Source organism: Pseudoalteromonas sp. Z1A6 (assembly GCF_011378745.1).
Lineage (GTDB): Bacteria > Pseudomonadota > Gammaproteobacteria > Enterobacterales > Alteromonadaceae > Pseudoalteromonas > Pseudoalteromonas arctica.
The window spans coordinates 1-3785 of record NZ_WTKW01000376.1 but is presented as its reverse complement, the minus strand read 5'-3'; the positions used below and the strand labels follow the sequence as shown (position 1 = coordinate 3785).

Here is a 3785-nt window from a genome sequence, read left to right as displayed (position 1 = left end):
GTGCCATATAACAATTTAAGTAATAATGAGCGAAAAGAAGCGCTCAAAATTTTATACTCGAATGCTATTTCCGGAATTGCAGTCTCTGTACTAGTCAGCGTTGCTTTAGTATTTGCTTTTGATATAACTAATGAGAAAACTAACCACGATAAAGTAGTCTGGTTAGGCATAATGATGTGCGTGCTTACTTTACGTATTATTGATGTAGGGCTTTTTTTGAAAGCTCAAAATTCTCGCCAACCTTACAACACACATTCTTATCTAAATCGCTTTGCTATTGGCTGTATATCAACAGCCGTGTCTTGGTGTGGTTATGCTCTTTGGTTTCATAGCACTTCATCTACGGTGGAAGTTACTACGACCATTGCTATTTTATCGGCGCTTGCCGGTGGCTCTGCAAATTTGCTGTCTGGAAGTCGTTTTACCGCTGTTCTATATAGTTTTACTTTATTGGCGCCCTACTCTTTTTTGCTAGCGCTTTCAAACGATCACTACCAACACGTATTGGGGTTATTAGGTTTAACTTTTGCCACAATCATGATTGCCTCTTCGTACAAATCAGCCACATTTACACACAGTGCAATCAAGCTCAAAAACCAAAACAGAGAGCTGCTTAATGAAATGGAAAATAAGGTCGAACAACGCACTGAAGAAATTTACCGCTTATCGAATACCGATCCACTCACAAATCTATTAAACCGCACCGCATTTTTAAAAAATACAAACAAACAACTAGCAGATAACCCTAAAGAACCCTTTGCTTTATTATTTGTAGATTTAGATGGTTTTAAGCAAATCAACGATTCGTTGGGTCACAAAGTAGGCGATAAAGTATTAAAAGAAATAGCACTGAGAATTAGTAATGTATGCAACCAACAACTCTATAAATGCCGTTGGGGCGGAGATGAGTTTTTAATTTTAGCAACGTATCAAAGCCAAACTGAGCTTATCGAGTTTGCTAATAAAGTGCTTCAAAGCATTAGCGCCGAGCATGAAACATATAAATATCAAAAATGGGTATCAGCAACTATTGGAATGGCCATGTACCCTGAGCACGGGAGTGATTTAAATACCTTAATTCGCTCTGCTGATATTGCAATGTATCACCAAAAACGCATGGCTAAAGGTAATATCAATATTTATAACGATTCACTCAAATTAAAACAAGAAAGAGAGTACCTGTTGAGTCAACGCCTAGCCAGTGCCATAGAAGAAAACAGTTTAAGACTAGTATTTCAGCCAATTGTAGATAGCAAAACATCAAAAGTAACCTCTTTCGAATCATTATTACGCTGGCAACTAGACGGTGAAAATATTTTCCCTGATGAGTTTATAACTATTGCCGAGCAATACGGTTTAATAACCCAAATGGGCCTCTGGGTCATAGAACAAGCATGTATACAAGCAAATAAATTCAACCATTTACCGACAAAAATTGCAGTAAGCGTGAACGTATCGGTAATACAATTACAAGATCCAAATTTTGTAACTAAGGTATTAAAAATAGTAAACAATCACCAAGTAGAGCCTAAAGATCTGCATATAGAAATTACCGAATCAGTATTTGCCGAAGATAAACTCACATTTTTGACAGCCGTGAAAGCACTACAAAAACAAGGCTTTTGTATTTCAATTGATGATTTTGGAACTGGCTACTCATCACTATCAAGCATGCTTGATATTGGTGTAGATATAGTAAAAATAGACAGAAGTTTTATTCAAAATATGGATAAAAGAGGGTTAAGTATTATTCATGCAATTGTACAAATGGCCTCATCTTTAGATTTTACTGTTGTTGCCGAAGGCGTTGAAACTATTGAACAAGCAAACACGCTTACTAATATTGGTGTATCTCACCTGCAAGGTTATTACTTTTCAAAACCGATGGAAGTAGATTTTGTAGATGCTTATTTAAATGAGCAAAATAAGCTGTGCCGTTGATAACCAAAACCCGCTAAAAGCGCTTAACTGCCATATGAGTTTTGCACTACCTTTCTTATTAGGGCTTGTTTATCTTTCGAGGTTAAATTTGCAGCAGACTGTTTGGTATTTAGGCAATGCAGAGCCTATGTAGTGTGGTTATTCCCCATAAATAGGCGATAACGCAGCATAAATGCCAAACATTCGCTGCCCGAAGGGTTCTGCCTAGGGGAGATTGACTCTTTGTTACTAGGTTACAAACCTCGCGCCGCGATTAAATCTTCCTTGGGTTGAACAAAGTTCAATCCTGAAAGGTCAACAAGCCCTTCTTAAAACATAATCTTACAATTACTTACACCCAGTACATAGTTATTAGCGTAGGCTAAATATAAACCAACTTACATAAGTGTATTACGTTTAAATTTACGCTAATTAGCAAACCGCCAGCGCTGGACCCTACGTTAAGTAGTGCGCTGATGTTGCTTATATAAGTGAATAATAAAAATGTAACGATACAACTAAATATAAAAAAGGGATTTGCATGATAAAACCACTTTGCTATTCACTCATCACTTTACTTACCCCCATTAGCGCTATAGCTCAAACAATGGCAATAAAAACAACGGATGAATTAGTATCAACCGATTCAGAGATTTTATTTGCATATAATAAAGAATCAAAACAATTAGAAGCCATCAATTTACTCACATCACTAAGTAGTGAACTTGCTTTACCAAAAAATGCCATCGGGTTTGATGTGGCTACACTTGCTAACATTACCGATAAACAAGCACTCGTACTAACAAGTGATGGCGTATACAAAGCCCATGCTGGTAAACCAACACTATTGTTTAATTATGAGTCGGTTCTAAATCAATTAAAAATAGATAAATTTGAAAAAGTAGACTTTGTCTTCGATGCCAACAACGACGGTCTAAGCGATATTTTCATCCCTGGGTTAGCAAGCAGTACTTTATACATTCAAAATAAAGATGGCAGCTTTAAGCCTAACAAATTTAAACAAACACCTATGTATGAAGGCAGCTTTTCAGGAAAAGGGCTTTCTCTAGAAGTTAATATTAACAATAAACCCGTTGTTATTGATTTTAACCACGACGGGTTAAGCGACTTGGTTTTTTCAAATGACTTTGGAGCAGATGTACTACTTGCTAATTCAGAAGGCTTTGAGCAAAAGCTCACCTCAATTGATTTTAACATCGAATTAGGCGAGCTAAGCAATGGCGAAACTCGCAAAATAAAGCAAATTATTGATATTAATAACGACGGATTTCTAGATTTTACAACTAGACAGTTTAAGCCAACGCAAGGTATGGATTCGTTAGATATAAAAATAGCACATACTTTGTACCTAGGAAGTGCTAAAGGCTTTAGTAATACGCCCATTACCTTATTTGAAACACAAGGCCCTAGTGAGTTATTGCTCAAAACTGATTTTAATAATGATGGCTTAATTGATTTACAAAAAATGGATTTAGATATTGGCTTAGGTACTATTGCGTCTATGGCATTGGGCGGTGGCAGTACTGATGTAGATGTAGAAATGAACATTTATAAGCAGCAACCCGACGGCTCATTTGCCAATAAATCGAGTATCGAACTTGATTTAGAAATGGAAGTAGGAATGAACGGCGATGATTCCGAGCCAGCCCTATATTTAGGTGATATTAACGGCGACAGCTATATTGACGCAGTATACAAATACAGTAAAAAAACGCTGTATATTTATTACGGAGAGCAAGACTCACTGCTAAATGATAAACGTAAAAAATTAAAACTAACGCTGCCTAAAAATAATAAAGATATTCTTCTGGTAGACATAAACCAAGACGGTAAAAAAGATTTTG

The 3785-nt window shown here is 36.4% G+C and carries 2 protein-coding genes; both read left to right on the top strand.

The window, feature by feature from the left end:
- Positions 1-1941, top strand: a 1941-nt coding sequence (locus GQR46_RS17355) for an EAL domain-containing protein (RefSeq protein ID WP_206009656.1), incomplete at its 5' end; no start/stop codon positions are given.
- A 520-nt stretch (positions 1942-2461) separates the two neighbouring features.
- Positions 2462-3785, top strand: a 1324-nt coding sequence (locus GQR46_RS17350; RefSeq protein ID WP_165741726.1) for a VCBS repeat-containing protein, incomplete at its 3' end; no start/stop codon positions are given.